The sequence below is a fragment of the Pseudoxanthomonas sangjuensis genome (assembly GCF_010211755.1).
Classification (GTDB): Bacteria; Pseudomonadota; Gammaproteobacteria; order Xanthomonadales; family Xanthomonadaceae; genus Pseudoxanthomonas_A; species Pseudoxanthomonas_A sangjuensis.
This window is the reverse complement of record NZ_PDWR01000039.1, coordinates 1-23,295: the sequence shown is the minus strand read 5'-3', so window position 1 is coordinate 23,295 and position 23,295 is coordinate 1. Positions and strand designations below refer to the sequence as shown.

The window sequence follows — 23,295 nt, the reverse complement described above, 5'->3', positions numbered from 1 at the left end:
CCGCCGAAACGCTCCGCGCCCACCTTCGTCAGCGCCGCCGTCAGCGTCGTCTTGCCGTGGTCCACGTGGCCAATCGTGCCCACGTTCACGTGGGGCTTGGTGCGCTCGAATTTACCCTTTGCCATGGCTGCCTATCTCGGGAAATGGATCGTTGTGGTTGAAGATGGTGCTCACGAATGGAATCGAACCATCGACCTCCTCCTTACCAAGGAGGTGCTCTACCGACTGAGCTACGTGAGCGAAACTTTTCGTTTGTTGCCGGGCCCGGCGCGCGCAGTCCGAATGGAGCGGGAGACGGGAATCGAACCCGCACTAGTAGCTTGGAAGGCTACAGTTCTACCATTGAACTACTCCCGCATCGGGAACCCGCAAAACCTGGTGCAAGCTGGTGGAGGGAGGTGGATTCGAACCACCGAAGGCGTAAGCCAGCAGATTTACAGTCTGCCCCCGTTGGCCGCTTGGGTATCCCTCCGGATTGCACTTCGATTTTACCGCGGCTCCGCCGAAACGGCCGGAGTGAAACAGCCCGAGATTTTCGCCGGAACCCTGGCGTCTGTCAACGCATCCGGCCGGGGAAAGTCTCAGACGTTGAAGCGGAAATGCAGGACGTCGCCCTCCTGCACCCGGTACTCCTTGCCCTCCAGGCGCAGGCGCCCGGCATCGCGCGCGCCGGCTTCGCCCTTGTACTTGATGAAATCGTCGTAGGCGATGGTTTCGGCGCGGATGAAGCCCTTCTCGAAGTCGGTATGGATCACCCCGGCGGCCTGCGGCGCGGTGGCGCCGGCCTTGACCGTCCACGCGCGGACCTCCTTGACGCCCGCGGTGAAGTAGGTCTGCAGGCCGAGCAGCCTGTAGGCGGCGCGGATCACCCGGTTCAGCCCCGGCTCGTCGAGGCCCAGGTCGGCGAGGAAGGCGTCGCGGTCGGCGTCGTCCAGCTGCGCCAGCTCCTCCTCGATCGCCGCCGACACCGGCACCACCTCGGCGCCCTCGGCCTCGGCGCGGGCGCGCACGGCATCGAGGTGCGGGTTGTCGTGGAAGCCGTCCTCCAGCACGTTGGCCACGTACATGGTGGGCTTCAGCGTCAGCAGGAACAGGTCGCGGACCAGCGCCTTCTCTTCCTCGTCCAGGTTGGCGAAGCGCGCCGGCCTGCCGTCGTTGAGCACGGCGCGCAGCTTCTCCAGCACCGGCTTGCGCGCCTGCGCCTCCTTGTCGCCGCCCTTGGCCGCGCGCTCGGCGCGGTTCAGCGCCTTGTCGACGCTGTCCAGGTCGGCCAGCGCCAGCTCGGTGTCGATGGTCTCGATGTCGGCGATCGGGTCGACCTTGCCGGCGACGTGGATGATGTCGCCGTGTTCGAAGCAGCGCACCACGTGGGCGATCGCGTCGACCTCGCGGATGTGGGCCAGGAACTTGTTGCCGAGGCCCTCCCCGCTGGCCGCGCCGGCGACCAGGCCGGCGATGTCGACGAATTCGACCGCGGTCGGCAGCACGCGTTCCGGCTTGACGATCTCGGCCAGCGCATTGAGGCGCGGGTCCGGCACCGGCACCACGCCGACGTTCGGCTCGATCGTGCAGAACGGGAAGTTGGCCGCGGCGATGCCCGCCTTGGTCAGCGCGTTGAACAGGGTCGACTTGCCGACGTTAGGCAGGCCGACGATGCCGCATTTGATGCCCATTGGATTTCCTGGAAGCGGTAAGCAGTGAGCGCTGAGCGGTCGAAGGCGGAGCCCCGCCCACCACTCACCGCTCACGGCTCACGGTTTGGCCGTGTGCAATTTCGTCATCGCGTCCATGTGGTTGCCCTGCACCGCCAGCGGCAGCGCGGCGATGGCATCGTCGATGGCGCGGCCGATCAGGATCTCGTCGTCCTTGCCCGGCTTGCCCAGCACCCACGAAGTGACCCTGTCCCTGTGCCCGGGATGGCCGATGCCGATGCGCAGGCGGTGGAACTTGCCGTGGCCCAGCAGCTGGATGATGTCGCGCAGGCCGTTCTGGCCGCCGTGGCCGCCGTCGAACTTCAACCGCGCCGTGCCCGGCGGCAGGTCCAGCTCGTCGTGCACCACCAGCATCTCCTCCGGCGCGATCTTCCAGTAGCGCAGCGCCGCGGCCACCGACTTGCCGGACAGGTTCATGTAGGTCGAGGGCTTCAGCAGCCAGATCGCTTGGCCGGCGACGTGGACCTTCGCGGTCTCGCCGAACAGCTTGCCTTCCACGCCGAAGCGCACGCCCTCGCCTTCCGCGAGCGCGTCGACAAAACGAAAACCCGCGTTGTGGCGGGTTTTCGCATGCTCGGAACCGGGATTGCCCAGCCCGACGATGAGTCGCAATCCTGCCATCGCGAAGGAACGCGTAACCGTGCCGCGGCATCCGCGCATGCGGACGCCGCGGCGGATCGATTACTTCTCTTCCTTCTTCGCGACCTTGCTGGCCGGGACTTCGGCCGACTGCTCGGCCTCGCCTTCGGCTTCCGGCTCCGCTTCGACACGGCCGTGCTTGGCGATGACCACGGCCACGTCGTGCTCCTTGCCCAGCTTCAGCTCGGGGATGCTCACGCCCGCCGGCAGCTTGATCTCGGACAGGTGGATCACCGCGCCGATCGCCAGTTCGGACAGGTCGACCTCGATGAACTCCGGCAGGTCCTTCGGCAGGCACTCGATGACGACTTCGTTCAGCTCGTGGGTCACGACGATCTCGGCCGACTTGCCGGCCGGCGACTTCTCCTGGCCGACGAAGTGCAGCGGCACCGCGGTGCGCAGAGCTTCGTTCTCGTTCACGCGCTGGAAGTCCAGGTGCATGATCTGCTGCTTGTACGGATGGCGCTGCACGTCGCGCAGCAGGACCTTCTGCACGTCGCCGTTGAGGCTCAGGTCGAGGATCGACGAATAGAACCAGTCGTTCTGGCTGGCCAGCCACACTTCGTTGTGGTTCAGCTGGATGCTGACCGGCTTGAGTTCGCCGCCGTAGACGATGGCGGGCACGTTGCCGGAGGTACGCAGGCGGCGGCTCGCACCTTTGCCTTCGTCTTCGCGGCGTTGCACGTTGATGACATGCGTGTTGGACATTTTCTTCACTACCCAGGTTGATGAACCGCCTCGCGGCGGCGATGTTCGACTCTTCCGCGACCAGAAGAGCCGGTTTTGGCTGTTGGTTTTCGGTTGCCGGTCGTTGGAAAAAACCAACGACCAGTAACCGGCGACCAGCAACCGTATTGCTAATCCACGTACAACGAACTGACCGACTCGCCGAAGGCGATGCGGCGGATCGTTTCGGCCAGCAGTTCCGCCACGCTGAGCTGGCGGATCTTGCCGCAGGTCTTCGCCGCGTCGGACAGCGGGATGGTGTCGGTCACCACCAGCTCGTCCAGCACGGACTTGTTCAGGTTGTCCACCGCCGGCCCGGACAGCACGGGGTGGGTGCAGTACGCCGCCACCTTGCGCGCGCCGCGCGCCTTCAGCGCCGCGGCGGCCGCGCACAGGGTGCCGGCGGTATCGACGATGTCGTCGACCAGGACGCAGTCCTTGCCCTCGACCTCGCCGATGATGTTCATCACCGTGGCCACGTTGGCGCGCGGCCGGCGCTTGTCGATGATCGCCAGGTCGGCGTCGTCGAGGCGCTTGGCGACGGCCCGCGCGCGCACCACGCCGCCGACGTCCGGCGAAACCACGATCAGGTTTTCCGTGCCGTAGGCGCGCCAGATGTCGGCGAGCAGCAGCGGCGACGCGTACACGTTGTCGACCGGGATGTCGAAGAAACCTTGGATCTGGTCGGCGTGCAGGTCCACGGTCAGCACCCGGTCGGCGCTCACCGCAGTGAACATCTTCGCCGCCACCTTGGCCGTGATCGGCACCCGCGACGAACGCAGGCGGCGGTCCTGGCGCGAGTAGCCGAAGTACGGCACCACCGCGGTCACGCTGGCCGCCGACGCGCGCTTCAGCGCGTCGATCAGCACCAGCAGCTCCATCAGGTTTTCCGCCGCCGGCGCGCACGTCGGTTGCACGACGAACACTTCCTGGCGGCGCACGTTCTCCTCGATCTCCACCTGCACTTCGCCGTCGGAGAAGCGCGAGACCATCGCCTTGCCCGGCCGCACGCCCAGTTCGCGGCAGATGCTTTCCGCCAGTGGCTTGTTGGCATTGCCGGAAAAAACCAGCAACTGGCGATCTTCCTGCATGTCGGCGCTCCGCTTCGCTCTGACCGTGGCGGGTGGATGAACGTACTGCCTTGTCCGGGTGTCGCTGAATGGCAGGGGCGGAAGGATTCGAACCTACGAATGCCGGGATCAAAACCCGGTGCCTTAACCACTTGGCGACGCCCCTGTTTTCGTTGCCGGCGCGGGCTTGCGCCTACGCCGGCGGATTCCAGGTTTCGAGCGCAGCCAGCAACGGCGAACGCACGGCGCCCTCGGCCAGCCAGGCGCGCAAGCCTTCCGGCAAACCCGCGAGCGCGGCCTCGGCCGAGGCGCGATCTTCGAATTCGACGAAACAGCCGCTGCCCGAACCCGTCAACCGCGGCGAACCGACCCGCGACAACGCTGCGAACGCGGCCTCGACGACCGGTTCGCGGCGGCGCAATACCGGCTCGAACGCGTTGCCGAGCAATTGACCTGAGGCGAAGTCGGATATTTTCGCGGCTGGGGAATCCCGCGTCAAATCCGGAGCCTGGAAAAGTCCGGCGGTCGGCACGTGGGCGCCGGGGGCGGCCAGCAGGTACCAGCGCGGCGGCAGGTCGACCGGGGTCAGCACCTCGCCCACCCCCTCGGCCCAGGCATTCTCGCCCCGGACGAAGACCGGCACGTCGGCGCCCAGTTGCAGCCCCAGCCCGGCCAGCTCGTCGACAGGCAGGGCCAGCCCCCACAACCGGTTCAAGGCCACCAGCACAGTGGCGGCATCGGATGAGCCGCCGCCGAAACCACCGCCGACCGGAACCCGCTTTTCGACGGAAATGTCCACGCCTTGGCTGCAGTTACCTGCATATTTGAGCAGTTTCGCCGCCCTGACCAGCAGGTCGTCCGCCTCGGCCACACCGGGCACCGACTCGCCGACCCGCGCAACGATCCCGTCGGCCCGCATGCGCAGGTGGACGGTATCGCCCCAGTCCAGCAACCGGAACAGGGTCTGGAGGTTGTGGTAACCGTCCGGGCGCCGGCCGGTGATGCGCAGGAACAGGTTCAGCTTGGCCGGGGCGGGCCAGGCCGACCAGCCACCAGGCTGGCTCATCGCAGGACCCATTGCTCAACGAGCAGCTTGATCTTGGCCTGGCCCTTCACCGCATCGATGCGGCTGGGCAGTTCCGGCGTCGTCGCGGCCCTGTCCGGCCACTGATAGTCGATCGCCCAGCCGCCTTGCTCCAGATGCACCAGGCGCAAACGTTCGTCGTACCGCAGGTTCGTCGCCGGTTCGACTGCCATGCCTGTTGGCGGCTCGTGCGGTATGCGCAATGCACGCAACCAGTAATACGCCCCGCGGAATGGAATCTCCCAGCCCGTGGTTTCCCGCAACAACCCGGCCGCATCACCACCACAGCGCCGGCCTCCCTCCAATCCTTCGATGCACGCAGAATCGTTTTCGCCGGCCGTCAAGCGCCATGTTTGCCGGGTAATCGGCGCGCTTACATCAACCGTCAGGAACTCGTCGTCGTTGACCCATTCGATCCTGCCGTTGCCGCCCTGCCTGCCATTACTCACGGCAATGCGGCCGACGAAACCCCATCGATTGGCATCGTACAACGCGTTTTCGCGCTCGGCCTGACGCGCCTCGGCGGCCGCGACATCAACCGGAGGAGCCGGCTGCCTCACGGCTTGCGTGGCGCAGGCGGACAACAGCAGCGCCAGCACCGCAATGGCGAAAAGCTTCGGATTCATGCCCCGGTCTTCTCCAGCGCGCGCTTCAGCGACCGGTTTTCCGGGTCGAGCTTGCGCGCCTCGTCGAAATATTTGCGCGCCTCGTCCTGGCGGCCCAGCGCCCACAGCACTTCGGCGATGTGCGCGGCGATCTCCGGATCCTTCTGCCGGGCGAAGGCGCGGCGCAGTTCGACCAGCGCCTCCTCATGGCGTCCCAGCCGGTACAGCACCCAGCCGTAGCTGTCGGTGATCGCCGGGTCGTCCGGTTCGGCGGCGCGCGCGCGGTCGATCAGTTCCAGCGCTTCCTTGTAACGCGTGGTGCGGTCGGCGAGCGTGTAGCCCAGCGCATTGAGCGCGGCCACGCTGTCCGGCTCGATCGCGAGGATCTTGCGGAAATCGGCCTCGGCGCGCTCGATCTGGTCGCGGCGCTCCCAGACCAGGGCGCGCGCGTAAAGCAACTGGCTGTCGTCCGGGTACGCGGCCAGGCCGCGCGCCAGCGCGTCGAGCTCGCCGGCGGCGTCGTTGTTCTTGCGCCGCAGCTCGGACTCCAGCACGTAGGCGCTGATGCGCGCGTTGTCGTCGAGGCTGGCATCGCCCTGCAGCTTGACGGCCTCGGCCAGCGCCTCGTCCTTGCGCCCCAGTTCGTACAGGCTGTTGGCGATGCGCAGGCGCGCCTCGGTGCGCTGCGGGCCGCCGGGCACGCTGCGGTACCAGTCCAGCGCCTGCTGCGGGCGCTTGAGTACCTGCGCGATCTGGCCGAGCAGCAGGCGGCGGTCCGGGTCGGGCTCGCTGCCGTCCTTGGCGAGCTCGTCGTACAGCCCGCCGAGCGCGGCATTGTCCTCGGCCCTGGCCAGCAGCGCGGCGCGCAACTGATAGGTGTGATCGCCCTGCGGGCCGCGCGCGAGCACGGCGGCGGCGGCGGCGTAGTCGCCCATCGCCTCGTACTCGCCTGCGATCGAGAGCCGCAGCTCCGGCACCAGCAGCGCGGTCTTGCCCAGGCCCTCGAGCACCCGCCGCGCCTCGTCGGTCTTGCCGGCCTGGCGCAACTGCCCAGCCTGCAGCAGCGCGACGCGCGGCTCGGATGGGAAGCGCTTCACCACCTCGGCGACGATGCGTTCGGCCAGCGCCGGCTGGTCCAGCTTCTGCGCCAGCCCGCCGAAGGCCAGCCAGGCCTGCAGCGTGTCGGGGATGTCGCCGGCTTCGACCATCTGCCGCAGCAGCCGCGCCGAAAGTTCGTCGTCGCGGCCGTCGCCCAGCGCCACTAGCGCATGCCGCCAACCCTGCCCGTCGGGCTCGCGCAGCAGCGCGACCAACTCGCGCCGCGCCGCCGAAGCCTTGCCCGTGCGCAGGGCCAGCGTCGCTTCCGCAGTACGCATCGCCAGCGAACGCGGCGCGCGTTGCCGCCACAGCTTCAGCGCCTGCGCGGCGGCGGCCTTGTCGTTGGCCAGCAGCGCGATGCGGGCGGCGCGCTCGGCCAGGCCGGCGTCGTCGCGTTCGGTACGGGCGGCCTGCAGGTACCAGCGCACCGCTTCGGGCAGCTTGCCCGCCTGCAGGGCGAATTCGCCGGCCATCACCGCTTCCAGCGAATCGCCGCTGGCGGCCTTGGCGCGGGTAGCCGCCCGCGCCGGTGCGGCCGGAGCGGAGACGGCCAGCGCCAGGATCAGGCAGGCCATGACCGGCCAGGGACGGAGCATTGCGGGCATCGGGACGGCGGCGGACGTAAAATGGAAACCCTCGGTAGCCAGCAGCTTAACGCAAGCGCCTGAACAGATGACCCTTTGGGTACTCGGCCTCAACCACCAGACCGCACCGGTCGGCTTGCGCGAGCGCGTTGCCTTCGGCGGCGCCGCATTGCCGGCCGCGCTGTCGTCGCTGCGCGCGCTGTCGCAGGTGGATGAAGCCGCCCTGCTTTCGACCTGCAACCGCACCGAGCTGTACGCCGTGGCCGACGATGCCGATGCACTGGCGCGCTGGCTGACCGCGCATGCCGCCGGCCTGGACGCCTACCTGTACCGGCACAGCGACGCCGACGCCGTGCGCCACCTGTTTCGCGTCGCCACCGGGCTGGATTCGATGGTGCTGGGCGAACCGCAGATCCTCGGCCAGGTCAAGGAAGCCTGGGCCCTGGCGCGCGAGCACGGCGCGCTGGGCAACCGCCTCGACCGGCTGTTCCAGCAGAGTTTCGCCGTGGCCAAGCGCGCGCGCACCGATACCCGCATCGGCGCGAACCCGGTTTCCGTCGCCTCGGCCGCGGTGCGGCTGGCGCAGAACTCGTTCGCCCGCCTGCAGGATTCCACCGTGCTGCTGGTCGGCGCGGGCGACACCATCGAACTCGCCGCCAGGCACCTGAGCGAGGGCCGCGCGAAGCGCCTGCTGGTCGCCAACCGCACCCTCGCCCATGCGCAGGAACTCGCGGAACGCCATGGCGGCTACGCGCTGCCGCTGACCGCGCTGGACAAGCACCTGGCCGAAGCCGACATCGTGTTCTCCGCCACCGCCAGCCGCGAGCCGGTGATCTCGCGCGAACAGGTCGCCGCCGCGCTGGCGCCGCGCAAGCACAAGCCGATGCTGCTGTTCGACCTGGCGGTGCCGCGCGACATCGAGGCCGGCGTGTCGGAGCTGACCGACGCCTTCCTCTACCCCGTCGACGCCCTGGAACGCGCGGTCGAGGACAACCGCCGCGGCCGCCGCGAAGCCGCCGAGGCGGCGGAAGCGATCATCGACCTGCAGGTGGCGCGCTACGTCGAAACCGTGCAGGCCAGCACGCGCCAGCAACCGTTGAAACGCCTGCGCGCGCTCGGCGAGGAAGCGCGCGACGACGTGCTGGCGAGGGCGAAACAGCAACTGGCGAACGGGCGCGACCCGCAGGAGGTGCTCGACTTCCTCGCGCATACGCTGACCAACCGCCTGCTGCACCCGCCGACCGCGGCGCTGCGCGACGCCGCGCTGACCGGCGACGCCGAACTGGCGCGTGCGGTCGAGCGGCTGTGGGGCAAGGACGAGGAACGAGTGGAGAAGAACGGGGAACGAGAGGGTTAGCTGCGCCAGTCCATCGTCGCCGATTCCCGCCTTCGTCCGTTCCCCTCCACCCGTTCCCGCCCATGACTCCCACTCTGCGCCGCAAGCTCGAAGCCCTCGCCGAACGCCGCGAAGAACTCGAGCGCCTGCTCGTCGACCCCGCCGTCGCCGCCGACAGCGCGCGCTTCCGCGACTATTCGCGCGAGTTCGCGCAACTGGAACCCGTCGCCATCGCACTGGCCGCCGAAGCGCAGGCCAAGCGCGACCTCGCCGCCGCCGAGGCGATGCGCGGCGACCCCGAACTGGCCGAACTCGCGGAAGAGGAAATCGCCAGCGCCAAGGCGCGGCTTGCCCAGCTCGACGACGAGCTGTCGCTGCTGTTGGTGCCGAAGGACGCGCGCGACGACAGCAACCTGTTCCTCGAGGTCCGCGCCGGCACCGGCGGCGACGAGGCGGCGATCTTCGCCGGCGACCTGTTCCGGATGTATTCGCGCTACGCCGAACGCAAGGGCTGGAAGGTCGAGGTCGAATCCGACAACCCCGGCGAGCACGGCGGCTACAAGGAAATCGTCGCGAAGGTCAGCGGGCGCGGCGCATTCGCGAAACTGAAGTTCGAATCCGGCACGCACCGCGTGCAACGCGTGCCGGAAACCGAATCGCAGGGCCGCATCCACACCTCGGCGGCGACGGTGGCGATCATCCCCGACTTCGAGGAAGTCGACGATGTCGCCATCAACCCCGCCGACCTGAAGATCGACACCTTCCGTTCGTCCGGCGCCGGCGGCCAGCACGTCAACAAGACCGAATCGGCGATCCGCATCACCCACGTGCCGAGCGGGATCGTGGTGGAGAACCAGACCGAGCGCAGCCAGCACGCGAACCGCGAGCGCGCGCTGAAGCGGCTGAAGGCGCAACTGCTGGAAGCCGAGCGCAGCAAGCAGCTCGCCGCGCAGGCCGAATCGCGGCGCCTGCAGGTCGGCAGCGGCGACCGCAGCCAGCGCATCCGCACCTACAACTTCCCGCAGGGCCGCATCACCGACCACCGCGTCGAAGGCCTCACGCTCTACGACCTGCCGAACATCCTCGATGGCGACCTCGACGGACTGGTCGAGCGCCTGACCCGCGAATACCGGGCCGACGAACTGGCGCGGCTGGCGTCGGCCGGCTGAACCGCCGCGCCCGATTCGCTACCCTGTAGGAGCGGCGTAAGCCGCGAACGCTTTACCTCGCAATCCGGACGAAAAGCGTTCGCGGCTCACGCCGCTCCTACAATGAGGTGCCATACGGGGCCGCGAATGAAGAAGCTCAAGCGCAAGGACTACGAGAAGCTGCTGGAACCGCTGCAGGTCGAACTGGCGCAGATGGCCGACTGGGCCAGGACCGGCGGCAAGCGCATCGTGGCGATCTTCGAGGGACGCGACACCGCCGGCAAGGGCGGCGCGATCGACGCCATCCGCGAGCACCTCAACCCGCGCCAGTGCCACGTGCTGGCCCTGCCCAAGCCCAGCGACCGCGAAGCCACGCAGTGGTATTTCCAGCGCTACGTCGCGCACCTGCCCGCCGCCGGCGAAATCCTGCTGATGGACCGCAGCTGGTACAACCGCGCCGGCGTCGAGAAAGTGATGGGCTTCTGCAGCGACGCGCAGTACAAGGCCTTCCTGCGGCAGGTGCCGGTGTTCGAGAAGCTGCTGGTCGACGACGGCATCCTGCTGTTCAAGTACTGGCTGTGCTGCGACCAGGACAAGCAGGAAGAGCGCTTCGCCGAACGCCTGGCCGACCCGCTGAAGGGCTGGAAGCTGTCGCCGATCGACCTCGAGGCGCGGCGCAGGTACGACGACTACACCCGGGCGCGCGAGGCTATGCTGAAAGCCACGCATACCGCGCACGCGCCGTGGACCCTGGTCGACTTCAACGACCAGAAGCGCGGACGGCTGGCGCTGATCCGCGACCTGCTGGACCGGCTGCCGGACACGAAGGTCAAGGGGACCAAGATCGAATTCCCGCCGCTGGGCAAGAAGCCCGGCAAGGAACGTTACGGCGCGCTCAAGCCGATCAAGGGGGGCGGCAGCAACTGATTCCGATGCGCGCCGCATTCGCCGCCCTCCTGCTCTGCGCCCTGTCGCCTGCCGCACGGTCGCAGGATGCCGGCCAGGACACGCGCGACGACGACGAAACGGCCGTGACCGAGCTCGACGAGGTTCGCGTCACCGCGCCCCGGCTGGAAACGTTCGATCCCTACCGCTTCCGGAATCCGATCGATGCGCGGGGCAGCGCCCTGGATCGGTATTACCACGAACCGCCGACCCCGGAAGAGATCAGCCTGCATTACGGGGGCTACATCCAGTACGGGATCACGCAAGGCCTGTTGAAGGCCGCCGAGCAGGTCACCAGGCTGCCCGGCTGGAAACACCAGATCCAGTCGGCGACTGCGCGGCCTCCGCCGCTGGACGATGTACAGCAGGCGCGCGCCGTGCGCCTGACGCAGGAAGCGCCGGCAGACGCTCCGGGGAACCCGCCGCCAACGCCATGACCCGGTTCGTCTGCGCCGCGACGCGATCGACAACGTGAAGCAGCGCACGCAATTCCGGTCCGCCCGCGATGGCGCCTGAATGTCCGCAACGGTATCGCGCGCCGCGTCCGGGTTTTTAAGAACCGGTTCAGTCCATGCTGCGAAGACTGTCCGCACCACGGACCACTGGAACAAGGATAGAACCATGAAAACCACTCGCTCCCTGGCCCTGTTCGCCGGCCTGTTGCTGGCTGCCTCGGCGGCGCACGCCCAGGTCGTCGGCTACAACTTCCGCACCGGCGATGCCTGGGTCGATACCCGCCTGTACGAAATCAACGACTACGGCGCGCGCTACCGCGATCCGTTCATCAACGAAATGACCGGCTACTACGGCGCGCCGCGCTCGCTGGTGGTCGACCTGTTCGGCCGCAACTGGTCGGCCGCCGACATCTTCATGGCCTGCGCCATCGCCCACGTCCTGCGCGTGCCGTGCATCAACGTGGTCCACGAATACGAGGCCCATCCGGGCCAGGGCTGGGGCAACATCGCCAAGCGCATGGGCATCAAGCCCGGCTCGCGCGAATTCCATGCGCTGAAGAACGGCTTCTCCGGCACCTACACCCGTTGGGGCTATCCGGTCGCAGTGGGCAGCAACGTCCACGTCGACTGGTCGAAGCACGGTCCGGGCAACAGGGGCGGCAACGCCGGCAAGGGCCCGTCGAAGTCGAAGCCGTCGCAGGGCCACGCCGAACACGGCCAAGGCAAGGGCAAAGGCAAAGACAAAGACAAAGACAAGCACTGAGCGCCCGCGGACCTTCCGGCAACGAAACGGCGGCCATCGGCCGCCGTTTCTGCTTGCGCTTGCCGTCGCGCCCGCTAGAGGACTTCGAAGCCCCGCCCCGCCTGCGCTTCCTCCGCAACGACGCGCGACACGCTGTCCACCCGGGCCTGCGGCGGACCGACCCGCAACCACTGCCCGAGCGCGTCGACGGCTGCCGCCGCGCCGGCGGCCAGCACCTCGACCGAACCGTCGGGCAGGTTCTTCGCGTAACCGCGCAACCCGAGTTTCAGCGCCTGTTCGCGCGTCGAGGCGCGGAACCACACGCCCTGCACCTTGCCGGCGACGCGGAAGCGGGCAGCGTGCATCAGGCCTTGCCTTCCTTGCCATGGGCGGCGATCGCCTCTTCGATCTCCTGCGCCGTCACCGGGCCGAGGAACGGCTTCAGCGCCTTGCCGTCCGGCGCGATCAGGTGGGTCATCGGCAGCCCGCGCGGGGTGGCGAAATCGGCCGGCGGCGCGAACACGTCGACGATGACGATCGGATACGACACCGGGTGCTCCTTCAGGAACGCCCGCATGTCGGCGGCCTCGATCTCGTCGTAGGCCAGGCCGACCACGTCGATGTCGTCGCGCGCCTTGTCCAGCGCGTCGAGGTCCGGCATTTCCTTCAGGCACGGCGCGCACCAGGTGGCCCAGAAATTCACCACCACCCACTTGCCGCGGTGCGCGGCCAGGTCGTAGGTGCTGCCGTCGAGGGCCGGGAGCTTGAACGTGGGGTATTCCGCAGTGGCGTCGACGCTGGACCGGGGCTCCGGCGTGGCCTGCGCGGAAACCTCGTCCACCACCGGTATCGCCACCGCCGGTTCCGCCTCGGCCTCGCGCTTGCACGCGGCCAGTGCGGCCAGCACGACGAACAGCCCTGTGCGCATCGTCCTCTTCATGTCCTTGCTCCGGAATCCAGTTCGTAGATGTCGCAGACGTTGCGCTTGAGCAGGTCGCGCAGCGGGATGCGCAAGTCGTTCAACGCCCCCAGCGCGGCGATGCCGAGCGCGTCGTCGCGGTGCGGCAGCTGCGCCTCGGCGATCGGGATGCGCAACTGGCAGGTTTCGTACAGATCGGCCAGGGTCAGCGTGTCGAGGTCGCGCACCAGCAGCCATTCGCCGCTTTCGGCGCGACGCAGCAGATTGATGTCCGACAGCTGTTCGACGAACTGCTGCACCAGCGAGTCGGTCAGGATCGGCTCCAGCTCCAGCATCTCGTCGCCATGCAGGCCGCGCCCCTGCGCGCGCGCCTCGTCGAAGCGGCCGAGCAGGCGCAGCAGGCCGTAGAGCTCGTAGCCGACCGGCAGGCGCATCGACGCCGGCTGGTAGCGGAACGCGGAGATCGCCGAGGCGAACGATGCGCCCAGCAGCACCGCGACCCAGCACAGGTAGATCCACAGCAGCAGGATCGGCAATGCGGCCAGCGCGCCGTACAGCTTCTCGTAGGCGTTGAACGTGCCCAGGTACAGGCCCAGCGCCCACTTGATGATTTCCAGCAGCAGGGCCGCGACCAGCGCACCGGCCAGCGCATGGCGGAAATGCACGGTGCGGTGCGGCACCACGCGGTAGATCGTGGCGATCGCGACCAGTTCGATCAGCATCGGTGCCGAGCGCAGCGCCAGATTCGACAGCCATTTGCCTTCGCTGGTGCTGAACAGCGGCAGCGCGAACAGCCACGCCGACAACGCCAGCGAGGCCGCGGCCAGCAGCGCACCGAGGGTCAGCACCGTCCAGTACACCAGGAAGCGGCTCAGCCGCGGCCGCGCACCGGCCACGCGCCAGATCCGGTTGAAGGTGCCTTCGATGCTGTTCAGCGTGATCAGCAACGACACGATCAGGCCGACCGCGCCGGCCACGGTCAGCTTGCCGGAATTGCCGAGGAACTCGAACAGCTTGTCCCGGACCGCGTTGGCCGCGCTGGGCACGAAGTTGGAGAACACGTAGTCGGTCAGCTGGTCGCGCCATTCGGCGAACATCGGGAACGCCGACAGCACGCCGAACACCACCATCGCCAGCGGCACCAGCGCGAAGATCGTGGTGTACGACAGCGCGGCCGCGGCCTGGAACAGGCGGTCGTCGAGGAAGCGCCGCGCAAGGAAGCGGGCGAAGGTCGCCATGCGTTCGCGGTCGCGCAGGCGCTCGGTCCAGCGGTTGAACGTGCTCAGCGGCTCCATCCGGCGAAGGGTAACCGATGTGGCCGTGCCCTTCGACTTCGCCCGCTTCGCGAGCTACGCTCAGGATGAGCGGATGATATGAGCCGTTCGTCCTGAGCGTAGGGCCGCAGGCCCAAAGTCGAAGGACTCCGACGCAGTACGATAGCGACCCACGGGGGAGATTGATGGCGATGACGGAAATCCTGGTGCTCTACTACAGCCGCGGCGGCTCGGTGGCGAAGCTCGCGCGGCAGGTCGCGCGCGGCATCGGCGAGGTCGAAGGCTGCAGCGCGCGGCTGCGCAGCGTGCCGCCGGTGGCCGCGGTCACCCAGCAGGCGGCGCCGCCGGTGCCGGAGGACGGCGCGCCCTACGTGGAGAAGCGCGACCTGACCGAATGCGCCGGCCTGGTCCTCGGCAGCCCGACCCGCTTCGGCAACATGGCCGCGCCGCTCAAGCACTTCATCGACGGGCTCGGCGCCGAATGGGCCAGCGGCGCCCTGGTCGGCAAGCCGGCGGCGGTATTCACCTCGACCGCGACGATGCACGGCGGCCAGGAGTCGACCCTGCTGTCGATGCAGGTGCCGCTGCTGCACCACGGCTGCGTGATCGTCGGCATTCCCTACACCGAACCGCTGCTCAGTTCGACGAAGACCGGCGGCACGCCGTACGGCGCCAGCCACGTCGCCGGCGGCGAGGACGACCCGACCCCGAGCGACGACGAAGCCGCGCTGGCGCGCGCGCTGGGCCGGCGCGTGGCCACGATCGCGCGCAAGCTGGCATGAACGCGAAACGCATCCTCGTCGCGTCCTTGCTGCTGCTGTCGTTGCTGTTCGCCATCTGGTTCCGCGGCGACAGGCACCTGGCCGCGAGCCTGCTGGTGTTCGCCGCCCCGCCGCTGCTGCTTGCCGCGGGCGTTCTCCGCGGGGCGAAACCCGCCGCGTTCTGGGCCGGCGTGCTGGCGCTGCCCTGGTTCTGCCACGGGGTGATGGTGGCGTGGTCGCGGTCGGGCGAAGCCGGCTGGGCCTGGGCCGAGATCGTGCTGTCGCTGGCCGTGGTACTGGCCTCGAACTGGCCGGGACTGCATGCGCGCTTCGGCCGGAAGAAGGGCGCCGCGGGTTAAAATCCGCGCCTCGACATTTTCCGGAGCGCACCCCCGATGGACGAACTGCTCATCGTCACCACCGGCGGCACCATCGATAAGATCTACTTCGACGACAAGTCCGACTACCAGGTCGGCGACCCGCAGATCGGGCAGATCCTGAAGGAACTGGGCGTCGCATTCCGCTTCACGGTCATCCCGATCGTACGCAAGGACTCGCTGCACCTGACCGGCGCCGACCGCGAACTGGTCCGCGCCACCATCGCCGCGCAGCCGGCGAAGCACGTGCTGATCACCCACGGCACCGACACCATGGTCGACACCGCGCGCGCGCTGTCCGGCATCGAGGACAAGACGATCGTGCTGACCGGCGCGCTGAACCCGGCGCGCTTCCGCGGCTCCGATGCCGAATTCAACATCGGCTGCGCGGTCGGCGCGGTGCAATCGCTGCCGCCGGGCGTGTACATCGCGATGAACGGGCGCATCTGGAACCCGAACAAGGTGCGCAAGAACGTCGCCGCGAACCGCTTCGAGGAAGCCTGAGCGGCCGATGAAAAAAAGACCCCGGCTCGCGCCGGGGTCCCTTGTGCTGCGTTGCGGCCCGGTGGATCAGTGGGTCGCGGCGGCGGACACGGCCGCGGCGGCATCGACGATGCCGTTGCCGATCGGCTTGTCGTTGCTGCCCGGGAAGGCGCGCAGCGTGCTCTTCAGGATGCTCTCCACCTGCGCCGGCGTCAGCGGGGTGCTGGCCACCGACTGCATCAGCGCGACCACGCCGGCCACGTGCGGGGCCGCCATCGAGGTGCCGGCCATGCACAGGTAGTTCTCGGCGCCCGGGGCCTTGCTGCCGTCGTTGCCGGTGGACACGATCAGCGTGGTGCAGTCGCCGCTGTCGCCGCCCGGGGCGGCCACGTCGATCTTGCTGCCGTAGTTGGAGTAGCTGGCGCGGGTACCGCTCTTGTTCAGCGCGGCCACGGCGATCACGTTGTTGCAGCTGGCCGGGGTGAAGCCCGACACGTCGGCGTTGCTGTTGCCGGCGGCCACCACGATGGTGGTGCCGCGGGCGACGGCGGCGTCGATGGCGCTCTGGTAGGCGGACGAACAGGTGCTGCTGCCGCCCAGCGACATGTTGATGACCTCGGCCGGGTTGGCATTGGCCGGCGCGCCGCCGACGCTGCCGCCCGACGCCCAGGTGATGCCGTCGACGATGTCGGAGGTGTAACCGCCGCCACGGCCGAGCACGCGCACCGGCACGACCTTGGCGCCGTACGCCACGCCGATCACGCCCTTGTTGTTGTTGCCCACCGCGCCGATGGTGCCGGCGGTGTGGGTGCCGTGCCAGCTGGAGGGCTGGCCCTTCGCGTAGTCGCCCGGGTCGTGCGCATCCGCGTCGCGGCCGCCGCCGTCGCCGGCGATGCGCTTGTCGGAAATGAAGTCGTAGCCCGGCAGGATGTTGCCGACCAGGTCGCTGTGGTCGGTGTAGCCGGTGTCGAGCACGGCCACGACCACGCCGTTGCCGTCGGTGGTGTTCCATGCCTGGTCGGCCCGGATGCCGGCGGTGCTGCTCTGCAGGCCCCACAGGTAGGTGGCGTAGTGGGTATCGTTCGGGGTCATCAGCGGCTGCATGATCCGGTCGACCTCGACGTATTCCACGTTCGGGTCGGCGGCGATCTGCCGCATCAGGCTTTCGGCTTCGACCTTGTCCAGCGCGCGGCTGGCCTGCACGACCTCGGCGCCCACGGACAGCGTGCGCAAGCGGCCGACGGTCAGGGATTTGGCGGAAGCCCTGCCGGCGCTGGCCAGGTTCTTTTGCAACGCGGCGGCGGGAGTGCCTTCGCGATACTTCACGATGAAGCGGTCAAAGCTGGTCTGGTCTGCGGAATGCAGGCCAGCCGTATCCACGCGGCCGGCGGCGACGGCGGAACCGGCGAACCCGGCGGTCAGCGCGACCGCCATGGCGGAGGCAAGCGCGCGTTGGTGCAACTTGTGCGACTTCGACATCGGGAATTTCCCTCTCTCTCTAGGGTGTTTGGGTGATGACGCTCCGTACGATTCCCTGGCGCAACATTCCGGCTCTCCTGCGTTCCCTCGATGGCCTTCCTGTTGCCCGGGGCTGCAATCCGGCCGCTGGGCCGAATTCTTTCGACCGTAACCGACCGGACGCCGGTAGAACAAGGGGCGCAGAAATCATTTTTTGTCATCAGGCGGCACGCGCCGGCAGGCACCGGTGGACATTCGCCACGGCATCCGCACGTGGCAGCAAAAGCGTGCTTCCACGCACACTTTTTTGGTAGCGCTCGCATGCGCGGATGCCATCGTCGGCTACCGCCGCGCGCAGTGGCGCGCCCGAAAAAAAAGCCCCGGCCGTGGCCGGGGCTTCTCGTGCTGCCTGCCCGATCATCGCGATCAGAACGTGATGCTCCAGCTGTTGATGTAGCCGGTGTCGGCGCCGGCCAGGTCCCTGACGCGCAGCTTCCAGGTGCCGTTCAACGCTTCGCTCGTCAGGTTCACCGTGTAGGTGGCGTTGATGTTGTCGGCGCTGCCGCCACTGCGGTTGCGCAGGTTGTACACCGAGCCGTCCGGGGCGATCAGATCCACGACCAGGTCGCCGACGTAGGTATGCACGATGTTCACCGCCACCGGCACGCTGCTGCCGGCGTTGCCGCTGCGCCCGGACACGGCGATGCTGCTGGTCGCGCCGGTGCTGTTGTTGTCCGGGATGCTGACGTCGGTGCCGTTGCTGTAGGTCTGCGTGCCGCCGCCACCGCCGGCGGTGTAGTTGCCGACCAGGCTGACGCCGGAGAACGTGCTGTAGGCGCGCAGCGAGACGTAGTACGTACCGGCCGACGGCGAGGCGAAGCTGCAGGTCTCCGCGTTGCCCGACTTGTACGGACGGCAATCGTAGGAACTGGTGGTCGGCTGCGAGCCGAATTTCACGTACAGGTCGGCGTCGCCGCTGCCGCCCGAGGTGCTGAAGCTCAGGTTGCTCGCGCCGGATGGCACCGTCATCGTGTAATGCAGCCAGTTGCCGGTGCTCGCCGACAGGCCGGTGACCGGCACGCCGTTGCTCAGCGTGGTGCCGCCACCACCGCCGGACGAAACCGTGACCGACGAGGTCTTGGTATTGGTCGCGCCGTCGTCGTCGGTGACGGTCAGGGTGACCGTGTAGGTGCCGGCCGCCGAATAGGTCTTGCTCGGGTTGGCCGCGGTCGAGGTGGTGCCGTCGCCGAAGTTCCAGCTGTACGAAACGATGCTGCCGTCGCTGTCGGTCGAGGTGCTGGTGAAGCTGGCGGTCAGGCCGCTGGTGGCGACGGTGAAGTTCGCCACCGGCGCGGTGTTGCTGCCGCCGCCGGCCACCGCCGCCACCGCCGCGGCGGCGTTGACGATGCCGTTGCCGATGGCCGGGCTTTGCGTGGCCGGGAACGCGCGCAACGTGCTCTTCAGCGTGCTTTCCACCTGCGCCGGGGTCAGCGGCGTCGGCGCCACCGACTGCATCAGCGCGACCACACCGGCCACGTGCGGCGACGCCATCGAGGTGCCGGCCATGCACAGGTAGGTCTCCGCGCCGGGCCCCTGGGTGCCGCCGTTGCCGGTGGAGACGATGTACGCCGCGCAGTCGCTGCCGCTGTCGCCGCCCGGCGCGGCCACGTCGATCAGGCTGCCGTAGTTCGAATAGCTGGCGCGGTTGCCGCTGGTGCCGATCGCGGCGACGTTGATCACGTTGTTGCAGCTGGACGGCGAATAGCCCGAGGCGTTGGCGTTGTCGTTGCCGGCGGCGACGACAACGGTGGTGCCGCGACTGACCGCGCCGTTGATCGCGTTCTGGGTGGTGGTGTCGCAGGAACCCGCGCCGCCCAGCGACATGTTGATCACTTCGGCCGGATTGCTGTTGGCCGGCACGCCGCTGACGCTGCCGCCCGACGCCCAGACGATCGCGTCGGCGATGTCCGAGGTGTAGCCGCCGCAGCGGCCGAGCACGCGCACCGGCATGACCTTGGCGTTGTAGGCCACGCCGATCACGCCCTTGCTGTTGTTGCCCACCGCGGCGATGGTGCCGGCGACGTGGGTGCCGTGCCACGAACTGTCGGACACATCGCACTGGCTGGCGTCGGTGTTCCAGTCGCCCGGGTCGGACGGATCGGAATCGCGGCCGTTGCCGTCGCGCGAGACGAAGGTGTCGCTGATGAAGTCGTAGCCCGCGACGATGTTCGCGCTCAGGTCGCTGTGCGTGGTGATGCCGGTGTCGAGCACCGCGACGACCACGCCGCTGCCGGTGGCGGTATCCCAGGCCTGGTTGGCGCGGATGCCGCCCACGCCGTCCTTCAGGCCCCACAGGTAGGTGGCGTAGTGGGTGTCGTTCGGGGTCATCGCCGGGCGCATCAGGCGATCGACCTCGACGTATTCGACGTTCGGGTTCGCGGCGATCTGCCGCATCAGCGTCTCGGCTTCGATGCGATCCAGCTTGCGGTCGGACCGGACCACGTCGGCGCCGACCGCGAGGCGGCGCAGGTGGCCCACGCCCAGCGCCTTGCCGGACCTCTTCGGCACCGCGGCGGCGGCGGAACCGAGCGCCGACTTCAGTGAGGCCGCACTGGCGCGCTCGCTGCTGCCGTCGCGGTATTTGACGATGAAGCGGTCGAAACTGCGCTGCCCGGGGGATTGCAGGCCGCTCAGGTCGACCCTGCCGGCGGCGGAAGCGGGAACAACGAAACCCATCGAAATCGCGACCACCGTGGCGGCGGCCAAAGCATGCTGGCGCAAACGACGCTGCGAAACATTCGACATCGGAAAATCCCTCTATGGTTGGGTGGTGACGCTCCGTTCGTCTCCCTCGGCACAAGCTTTGGCTTGCCCCTGTCTCGGCTTTCGGCTTTTTTGTCTCCGGGGAATGAAATCCGGCCAGATGGGCCGGATTGCTTTCAACCGTAACCGACTGAACCGCAGCAAAACAACACTTCGTCTAAACATTTTTTTGCATGAGCGACCGGCGGTCGTGCAGATGAAAACCGCGTGAAAATCCGTGCGTTTACGGCGTGACGCACATCACATTCGCGCGCGCAAAAAAAACCGGCGGACCTGGTCCGCCGGTGTTCGTATCCATGCCGTTCGCCGGTTTGCGCAACCCGGCGCGCGGATCAGTCGCTCAGCTTGTGCAACCAGCCGTGGCGGTCGGGAAGGCGACCGTACTGGATGTCGGTCAGTTCCTTGCGGATCGCCATCGTGACCTCGCCGGCCGGGGCGTTGATGTCGCCGATCGAGAATCCCCCCTTGCCCTTCAGTTCGCCGATCGGCGCGATGACGGCGGCGGTACCGCAGGCGAAGATTTCGGCGATCTCGCCGGAGGCCACGCCCTGCTTCCATTCGTCGATGGAAACCTTGCGTTCCTCGACCTGCAGGCCGCGGTCGCGCGCCAGCTGCAGGATGCTGGAACGGGTGATGCCCTCGAGGATGCTGCCCGACAGTTCCGGGGTGACGATGCGCCCATCCCTGTAGACCAGGAACACGTTCATGCCGCCGAGTTCCTCCAGGTACTTGCCTTCGACCGGATCGAGGAACAGCACCTGCGAGCAGCCGTTGGCATAGGCCTCCTGCTGCGGCAGCAGCGAGGCGGCGTAGTTGCCGCCGCACTTGGCCGCGCCGGTGCCGCCCTTCGCCGCGCGCGCGTAGTCTTCCGACAGCCAGATCGACACCGGCGCCACGCCCTTGGCGAAGTACGCGCCGACCGGGCTGCCGATGACGTAGTAACCGGCCTGCTGCGCCGCGCGCACGCCGAGGAAAGCCTCGGTGGCGATCATGAAGGGGCGGAAATACAGGCTGGTTTCCGGTTCGCCCGGCACCCAGTCGGCGTCGACGGCGATCAGCTGGCGCAGCGATTCGGTGAATTCCTCGACCGGCAGCTCCGGCAGCGCGAGGCGCCGCGCCGAACGCTGCAGGCGCGCGCCGTTGGCCTCGGGGCGGAAGGTCCAGATGCTGCCGTCGGCATGGCGGTAGGCCTTGATGCCTTCGAAGATTTCCTGGCCGTAGTGCAGCACCGACGCGGCCGGGTCCAGCGACAGCGGGCCGTACGGGCGCACCTGCGCGTCGTGCCAGCCGGCGTCCTTGTCCCAGCCGATCGCGACCATGTGGTCGGTGAAGAACTTGCCGAAACCCGGCGCGGCGAGGATGGCGGCGCGCTCGGCGGCGCTGCGTGGGTTCGGGTTGCGGGTGACCTGGTACTTAAGCATGTCGGCGCTCGCGGAAATCTCGGGAACAGGCGCATAGGATAGCCGTTCGGCGAACGCGGGGCCGTGGAAGTCAGTTTCCGCCGATGCCGCGGCTGATGCGGAACACGTGCCCGTCCGGGTGGCGGATGTGGGTTTCGCGCACGCCCCACGGCATGTCGGTGGGCGGGAAGGTCACTTCGATGCCGTGCTCGACGCAATGACGGTGCACCGCGTCGACGTCGTCGACCCAGACCGACATCCACACGCCTTTGTCGCCGGCGGAGTCGCCTTCGGTGGTGAAGGTGGTCGTGTTGCCGCCCTTGCCGCGCCCGCCCTGCGCGCCCTGGCAGAGGAAGATTTCGGCGTTGCCGATGCGCACGCAGCCGAACGACGACGGGTCGCCCCAGTCCCACGCCTTCTTCGCACCGAGTTTTTCGAACCAGGCGAAGCTTTGCGCGATGTCGGAGACGTTGAGGATCGGGGTGAGTGCGTGGGCGAACATGGCGGGCTCTCCCGTACGAGAAATCAGCTTCTGTAGGATGGGTGGAGCGAAGCGATACCCATCGATTTGGGATCGGGGGACATTTGTGATGATGGGTATCGCCTGCGGCTCCACCCATCCTACGCCGTGGGATTGCCGGTCGGAACCGGCGTGCCGAAGCGCTTGGCCGAATTGGCGGCGGCTTTGCGGCGCTCGACCTCGCGATTCCTGGGTGGGCTGAAAGTCGTCAGCGAATTGATCAGCGTGGTGGCCGCTTCGCTGACCTGCTGCACGGCCAGGTTGAAAGCCGCTTCGTTGGCCTTCGATGGCGCGTTGAATCCGCTCAGTTTGCGCACGAACTGCAAGGCCGAGGCACGGATCTCGTCATTCGTCGCCGGCGGGTCGAAGTTGTACAGCGTCCGGATGTTCCTGCACATGGCTCCTCCAACAAGCTTGGATCGCCCCCCGGACCGCGAAACCGCCCCGGCCGGGCGGGACTGCCGGGCCGCGTCCCGCCCGACCCAACAAGCATACCCGCGACGGGAAAAGGCCGGCCTTCCGGGCAAAAAAGCCCGCGTTCCAACCAAATAAGCCGGCGCCGGGCAAATAAGCCGGAGTGCCGCCCAAATAAGCCCGACGATGGACGAAATTTGTCCAAATGGACCTGGCGCCCAACATCGACTTGCCTGGAATCTCCCTCCCCCCTCGTGGGGGAGGGTGCCCCGAAGGGGCGGGAGAGGGGGCGCGAGCGCAGCGAGCGTGCCGTTGCTTCGCGAAGATCAAAAGCCGACCCCTCTCCCTCGCGCTACGCGCGTTTCCCTCTCCTACAAGGGGAGAGGGTGAAAAGCCCGGTAGGGCGGGTCATGACCCGCCTTCTGGAACCTCGCAAACCGGTGGAAGGCGGGTTGAAACCCACCCTACCCGGGCTTCGCGTCTCACGTCGCTCCCACTACGAAGAATCCCGATGGCCGCGGATGCAACCACGCAACCACGCAGACCTAGTAGGTTGGGGTGAGCTTGCGAACCCCAACATCGCAGAACATCCGACGGGTTCACCCCCGTTTTCACGGACACTTACGAGAAGGCCGATCAAGGCCATGAGGAGTGTTCATGTCGAAGCGAAGGAAGTTCAGCACCGAGTTCAAGCGCGGTGCGGTTGAGCAGGCCAGCCAGCC

Annotated in this window: 24 protein-coding genes and 4 tRNA genes; 8 read left to right on the top strand and 20 right to left on the bottom strand. The window is 68.0% G+C overall.

Annotation, left to right across the window (positions count from 1 at the left end; translation table 11 throughout):
* The 12 genes from CSC71_RS14830 to CSC71_RS14775 form a co-directional block, all read right to left on the bottom strand.
* The coding region (locus CSC71_RS14830) for a GTP-binding protein (protein WP_229730253.1) at positions 1-125 on the bottom strand (125 nt) is incomplete at its 3' end.
* Positions 126-164: 39 nt separating this feature from the next.
* Positions 165-240: transfer RNA gene (locus CSC71_RS14825), tRNA-Thr, on the bottom strand.
* Positions 241-283: 43 nt separating this feature from the next.
* Positions 284-357 (bottom strand) — tRNA-Gly (locus tag CSC71_RS14820).
* A gap of 29 nt (positions 358-386) precedes the next feature.
* Positions 387-472, bottom strand: a tRNA-Tyr gene (locus CSC71_RS14815).
* A 109-nt stretch (positions 473-581) separates the two neighbouring features.
* Entirely contained in the window at positions 582-1,673 is a 1,092-nt protein-coding gene (ychF, locus tag CSC71_RS14810; RefSeq protein ID WP_162375154.1) for a redox-regulated ATPase YchF, read from the bottom strand.
* Positions 1,674-1,751: 78 nt separating this feature from the next.
* Positions 1,752-2,333 carry an aminoacyl-tRNA hydrolase gene (gene pth / locus CSC71_RS14805; protein ID WP_162375153.1) on the bottom strand — a complete coding sequence of 194 codons (582 nt, stop codon included), beginning with the start codon at positions 2,331-2,333 and terminating at the stop codon, positions 1,752-1,754.
* A 60-nt stretch (positions 2,334-2,393) separates the two neighbouring features.
* Complete coding sequence (locus CSC71_RS14800; protein ID WP_162375152.1) at positions 2,394-3,059, bottom strand: 50S ribosomal protein L25/general stress protein Ctc; 666 nt, start codon at positions 3,057-3,059, stop codon at positions 2,394-2,396.
* Between the two features lie 149 nt (positions 3,060-3,208).
* Positions 3,209-4,168, bottom strand: a complete 960-nt coding sequence (locus CSC71_RS14795; protein WP_162375151.1) for a ribose-phosphate diphosphokinase — start codon at positions 4,166-4,168, stop codon at positions 3,209-3,211.
* Between the two features lie 69 nt (positions 4,169-4,237).
* Positions 4,238-4,313 (bottom strand) — tRNA-Gln (locus tag CSC71_RS14790).
* A gap of 27 nt (positions 4,314-4,340) precedes the next feature.
* On the bottom strand, positions 4,341-5,213 hold the full coding sequence (gene ispE, locus CSC71_RS14785; RefSeq protein WP_162375155.1) for a 4-(cytidine 5'-diphospho)-2-C-methyl-D-erythritol kinase: 873 nt from the start codon (positions 5,211-5,213) through the stop codon (positions 4,341-4,343).
* Positions 5,210-5,857 carry a lipoprotein insertase outer membrane protein LolB gene (lolB, locus tag CSC71_RS14780; protein ID WP_162375150.1) on the bottom strand — a complete coding sequence of 216 codons (648 nt, stop codon included), beginning with the start codon at positions 5,855-5,857 and terminating at the stop codon, positions 5,210-5,212. The genes ispE and lolB overlap by 4 nt, the downstream gene beginning before the upstream one ends.
* Positions 5,854-7,539 (bottom strand): tetratricopeptide repeat protein, encoded by a 1,686-nt coding sequence (locus CSC71_RS14775; RefSeq protein WP_162375149.1) that lies wholly within the window; start codon positions 7,537-7,539, stop codon positions 5,854-5,856. Before CSC71_RS14775 ends, lolB begins: the two co-directional genes overlap by 4 nt.
* 67 nt (positions 7,540-7,606) lie before the next feature.
* Here CSC71_RS14775 and hemA point away from each other — a divergent pair, with 67 nt between their 5' ends.
* The 5 genes from hemA to CSC71_RS14750 all read left to right on the top strand — a co-directional run bounded on the left by hemA (position 7,607) and on the right by CSC71_RS14750 (position 12,165).
* Complete coding sequence (gene hemA / locus CSC71_RS14770) at positions 7,607-8,875, top strand: glutamyl-tRNA reductase (protein ID WP_162375148.1); 1,269 nt, start codon at positions 7,607-7,609, stop codon at positions 8,873-8,875.
* A 62-nt stretch (positions 8,876-8,937) separates the two neighbouring features.
* A complete protein-coding gene (prfA, locus tag CSC71_RS14765) occupies positions 8,938-10,023 on the top strand; it encodes a peptide chain release factor 1 (RefSeq protein WP_162375147.1) in 1,086 nt (361 codons plus the stop codon).
* Between the two features lie 126 nt (positions 10,024-10,149).
* Positions 10,150-10,929, top strand: coding sequence for a polyphosphate kinase 2 (gene ppk2 / locus CSC71_RS14760; RefSeq protein ID WP_162375146.1), 780 nt, complete (start codon positions 10,150-10,152; stop codon positions 10,927-10,929).
* A gap of 5 nt (positions 10,930-10,934) precedes the next feature.
* Positions 10,935-11,384 carry a hypothetical protein gene (locus tag CSC71_RS14755; RefSeq protein WP_162375145.1) on the top strand — a complete coding sequence of 150 codons (450 nt, stop codon included), beginning with the start codon at positions 10,935-10,937 and terminating at the stop codon, positions 11,382-11,384.
* A gap of 184 nt (positions 11,385-11,568) precedes the next feature.
* Positions 11,569-12,165: a hypothetical protein gene (locus tag CSC71_RS14750; RefSeq protein ID WP_162375144.1), complete on the top strand. Its 597-nt coding sequence runs from the start codon at positions 11,569-11,571 to the stop codon at positions 12,163-12,165.
* Positions 12,166-12,239: 74 nt separating this feature from the next.
* Here CSC71_RS14750 and CSC71_RS14745 read toward each other — a convergent pair whose 3' ends face one another.
* Genes CSC71_RS14745 through CSC71_RS14735 form a run of 3 tightly spaced genes read right to left on the bottom strand, consistent with a single transcriptional unit; the run spans position 12,240 to position 14,358 of the window.
* Positions 12,240-12,509, bottom strand: a complete 270-nt coding sequence (locus tag CSC71_RS14745) for an acylphosphatase (protein WP_162375143.1) — start codon at positions 12,507-12,509, stop codon at positions 12,240-12,242.
* The gene (locus CSC71_RS14740; RefSeq protein WP_162375142.1) at positions 12,509-13,084 is read right to left on the bottom strand and encodes a TlpA family protein disulfide reductase; all 576 of its coding nucleotides are present in this window, start codon (positions 13,082-13,084) and stop codon (positions 12,509-12,511) included. The genes CSC71_RS14745 and CSC71_RS14740 overlap by 1 nt, the downstream gene beginning before the upstream one ends.
* Complete coding sequence (locus CSC71_RS14735; protein ID WP_162375141.1) at positions 13,081-14,358, bottom strand: YihY family inner membrane protein; 1,278 nt, start codon at positions 14,356-14,358, stop codon at positions 13,081-13,083. Before CSC71_RS14735 ends, CSC71_RS14740 begins: the two co-directional genes overlap by 4 nt.
* Before the next feature lie 170 nt (positions 14,359-14,528).
* Between CSC71_RS14735 and wrbA the strand changes: the two genes are divergently transcribed.
* The 3 genes from wrbA to CSC71_RS14720 are packed head-to-tail and all read left to right on the top strand — an operon-like array spanning position 14,529 to position 15,979.
* Complete coding sequence (wrbA, locus tag CSC71_RS14730) at positions 14,529-15,119, top strand: NAD(P)H:quinone oxidoreductase (RefSeq protein WP_162375140.1); 591 nt, start codon at positions 14,529-14,531, stop codon at positions 15,117-15,119.
* Positions 15,116-15,457 carry a DUF2069 domain-containing protein gene (locus CSC71_RS14725; protein WP_162375139.1) on the top strand — a complete coding sequence of 114 codons (342 nt, stop codon included), beginning with the start codon at positions 15,116-15,118 and terminating at the stop codon, positions 15,455-15,457. Before wrbA ends, CSC71_RS14725 begins: the two co-directional genes overlap by 4 nt.
* A 36-nt stretch (positions 15,458-15,493) precedes the next feature.
* Positions 15,494-15,979, top strand: a complete 486-nt coding sequence (locus CSC71_RS14720; protein WP_162375138.1) for an asparaginase domain-containing protein — start codon at positions 15,494-15,496, stop codon at positions 15,977-15,979.
* A gap of 66 nt (positions 15,980-16,045) precedes the next feature.
* On the opposite strand, the gene CSC71_RS14715 is transcribed toward CSC71_RS14720, so the two are convergent.
* The 5 genes from CSC71_RS14715 to CSC71_RS14695 all read right to left on the bottom strand — a co-directional run bounded on the left by CSC71_RS14715 (position 16,046) and on the right by CSC71_RS14695 (position 22,557).
* On the bottom strand, positions 16,046-17,437 hold the full coding sequence (locus tag CSC71_RS14715; RefSeq protein ID WP_162375137.1) for a S8 family peptidase: 1,392 nt from the start codon (positions 17,435-17,437) through the stop codon (positions 16,046-16,048).
* 405 nt (positions 17,438-17,842) lie between these two features.
* A complete protein-coding gene (locus CSC71_RS14710) occupies positions 17,843-20,221 on the bottom strand; it encodes a S8 family serine peptidase (protein ID WP_162375136.1) in 2,379 nt (792 codons plus the stop codon).
* 350 nt (positions 20,222-20,571) lie between these two features.
* Entirely contained in the window at positions 20,572-21,660 is a 1,089-nt protein-coding gene (locus CSC71_RS14705) for a branched-chain amino acid aminotransferase (protein WP_162375135.1), read from the bottom strand.
* 70 nt (positions 21,661-21,730) lie between these two features.
* Entirely contained in the window at positions 21,731-22,141 is a 411-nt protein-coding gene (locus CSC71_RS14700; RefSeq protein WP_162375134.1) for a bleomycin resistance family protein, read from the bottom strand.
* A 119-nt stretch (positions 22,142-22,260) separates the two neighbouring features.
* Positions 22,261-22,557, bottom strand: coding sequence for a DUF2277 domain-containing protein (locus CSC71_RS14695; protein WP_162375133.1), 297 nt, complete (start codon positions 22,555-22,557; stop codon positions 22,261-22,263).
* Positions 22,558-23,295 lie beyond the last annotated feature (738 nt).

What these genes read in the sequence shown, in the direction of transcription:
- CSC71_RS14735 (WP_162375141.1), bottom strand. Translation starts at nt 14,358, where the DNA reads ATGGAGCCGCTGAGCACGTTCAACCGCTGGACCGAGCGCCTGCGCGAC.
- CSC71_RS14710 (WP_162375136.1), bottom strand. Translation starts at nt 20,221, where the DNA reads ATGTCGAATGTTTCGCAGCGTCGTTTGCGCCAGCATGCTTTGGCCGCC.
- CSC71_RS14705 (WP_162375135.1), bottom strand. Translation starts at nt 21,660, where the DNA reads ATGCTTAAGTACCAGGTCACCCGCAACCCGAACCCACGCAGCGCCGCC.
- CSC71_RS14720 (WP_162375138.1), top strand. Translation starts at nt 15,494, where the DNA reads ATGGACGAACTGCTCATCGTCACCACCGGCGGCACCATCGATAAGATC.
- CSC71_RS14795 (WP_162375151.1), bottom strand. Translation starts at nt 4,168, where the DNA reads ATGCAGGAAGATCGCCAGTTGCTGGTTTTTTCCGGCAATGCCAACAAG.
- prfA (WP_162375147.1), top strand. Translation starts at nt 8,938, where the DNA reads ATGACTCCCACTCTGCGCCGCAAGCTCGAAGCCCTCGCCGAACGCCGC.
- CSC71_RS14695 (WP_162375133.1), bottom strand. Translation starts at nt 22,557, where the DNA reads ATGTGCAGGAACATCCGGACGCTGTACAACTTCGACCCGCCGGCGACG.
- ispE (WP_162375155.1), bottom strand. Translation starts at nt 5,213, where the DNA reads ATGAGCCAGCCTGGTGGCTGGTCGGCCTGGCCCGCCCCGGCCAAGCTG.
- CSC71_RS14745 (WP_162375143.1), bottom strand. Translation starts at nt 12,509, where the DNA reads ATGCACGCTGCCCGCTTCCGCGTCGCCGGCAAGGTGCAGGGCGTGTGG.
- CSC71_RS14750 (WP_162375144.1), top strand. Translation starts at nt 11,569, where the DNA reads ATGAAAACCACTCGCTCCCTGGCCCTGTTCGCCGGCCTGTTGCTGGCT.
- lolB (WP_162375150.1), bottom strand. Translation starts at nt 5,857, where the DNA reads ATGAATCCGAAGCTTTTCGCCATTGCGGTGCTGGCGCTGCTGTTGTCC.
- pth (WP_162375153.1), bottom strand. Translation starts at nt 2,333, where the DNA reads ATGGCAGGATTGCGACTCATCGTCGGGCTGGGCAATCCCGGTTCCGAG.
- ppk2 (WP_162375146.1), top strand. Translation starts at nt 10,150, where the DNA reads ATGAAGAAGCTCAAGCGCAAGGACTACGAGAAGCTGCTGGAACCGCTG.
- CSC71_RS14700 (WP_162375134.1), bottom strand. Translation starts at nt 22,141, where the DNA reads ATGTTCGCCCACGCACTCACCCCGATCCTCAACGTCTCCGACATCGCG.
- CSC71_RS14755 (WP_162375145.1), top strand. Translation starts at nt 10,935, where the DNA reads ATGCGCGCCGCATTCGCCGCCCTCCTGCTCTGCGCCCTGTCGCCTGCC.
- ychF (WP_162375154.1), bottom strand. Translation starts at nt 1,673, where the DNA reads ATGGGCATCAAATGCGGCATCGTCGGCCTGCCTAACGTCGGCAAGTCG.
- CSC71_RS14740 (WP_162375142.1), bottom strand. Translation starts at nt 13,084, where the DNA reads ATGAAGAGGACGATGCGCACAGGGCTGTTCGTCGTGCTGGCCGCACTG.
- hemA (WP_162375148.1), top strand. Translation starts at nt 7,607, where the DNA reads ATGACCCTTTGGGTACTCGGCCTCAACCACCAGACCGCACCGGTCGGC.
- CSC71_RS14715 (WP_162375137.1), bottom strand. Translation starts at nt 17,437, where the DNA reads ATGTCGAAGTCGCACAAGTTGCACCAACGCGCGCTTGCCTCCGCCATG.
- CSC71_RS14800 (WP_162375152.1), bottom strand. Translation starts at nt 3,059, where the DNA reads ATGTCCAACACGCATGTCATCAACGTGCAACGCCGCGAAGACGAAGGC.
- wrbA (WP_162375140.1), top strand. Translation starts at nt 14,529, where the DNA reads ATGACGGAAATCCTGGTGCTCTACTACAGCCGCGGCGGCTCGGTGGCG.
- CSC71_RS14725 (WP_162375139.1), top strand. Translation starts at nt 15,116, where the DNA reads ATGAACGCGAAACGCATCCTCGTCGCGTCCTTGCTGCTGCTGTCGTTG.
- CSC71_RS14775 (WP_162375149.1), bottom strand. Translation starts at nt 7,539, where the DNA reads ATGCCCGCAATGCTCCGTCCCTGGCCGGTCATGGCCTGCCTGATCCTG.